Annotated in this window: 1 protein-coding gene; it reads left to right on the top strand. The window is 37.0% G+C overall.

The genetic code is table 11. The annotated features are described in order from the left end of the window. A partial coding sequence (locus E1163_RS00345) for a UDP-N-acetylglucosamine 4,6-dehydratase family protein (RefSeq protein WP_155168545.1) occupies positions 1-1,039 on the top strand: 1,039 nt, incomplete at its 5' end. Positions 1,040-1,131 lie beyond the last annotated feature (92 nt).

Genomic DNA, 1,131 nt, shown 5'->3' with positions numbered 1-1,131 from the left:
CTGTATAACTGGTGCAGCAGGTTCTATCGGAAGTGAGTTGGTTAGACAGGTTGTTCAATATAACCCACATACCCTTTTTGTAATTGACCAGGCTGAGTCTGCATTATATGAAATAGAACGAGATTTATTCGATTATAAAAATGTTCACTTTTTTATTGCGGATATCCGGAATGAAAGTAGAATTGATGAGATTTTTTTTCAATTTAAACCAGACATTATTTTTCATGCTGCAGCTTATAAACATGTTCCAATGATGGAACGTAATCCTGCAGAGGCTGTAGAGTGTAATATTTTAGGTACTAAAAAATTGGCTGAACTTGCCGTAAAGTATAAGGTGCAAAAGTTTGTAATGATCTCTACGGATAAAGCAGTAAACCCAACCAATGTAATGGGGTGTTCAAAGCGCATTGCAGAGATTTATGTTAGATCCCTGAGCAATCATCTATCTAATGAAGGAGAGGGGACTGCCTTCATAACTACACGATTTGGAAATGTATTAGGTTCTAATGGCTCTGTTATACCATTTTTTCAAAAGCAAATAAGAGATGGGGGACCAGTAACTGTAACTCACCCAGAAATTACACGGTATTTTATGACGATAACAGAAGCGTGTCAATTGGTGCTGGAAGCGGGAGCAATGGGAAAGGGGGGTGAAATATATATATTTGACATGGGAAAGTCTGTGAAAATTGTTGATCTGGCAAAGAAAATGATACAGCTTTCGGGGTTGGAGCTTAATAGAGACATCGAAATTGTTTTTACAGGGTTGAGGCAAGGTGAAAAGTTATATGAAGAATTACTGGCTAGCGCGGAGAATACTATACCAACACACCATAAAAAAATATTAATAGCCAAGGTGTCGGAGTATGATTATGATAAAATAACAGATGGAGTACGAAGGTTAGAGGAAATGATTCGCGCTAATGCTGATGAATATCAACTTGTAAAGGTAATGAAAGAGATTGTACCCGAGTTTAAAAGTGGTAGCTCAAAATATAAAGTTCTTGACGACAACAAACCCCTTACCCCAGCTTCCTGAAGTTTATAGCTTTAGTCATGTTAAATTGTTGTGTCCAATCGCAATTAACACTGCAATTTATTATTCAGAAAGAGCTTTTCCAACCAGAATTG

Source organism: Fulvivirga kasyanovii, from assembly GCF_009711405.1.
Lineage (GTDB): Bacteria > Bacteroidota > Bacteroidia > Cytophagales > Cyclobacteriaceae > Fulvivirga > Fulvivirga kasyanovii.
Note: the sequence above shows the minus strand (reverse complement) of the source record. Positions and strands in the feature narration are given on the sequence as shown.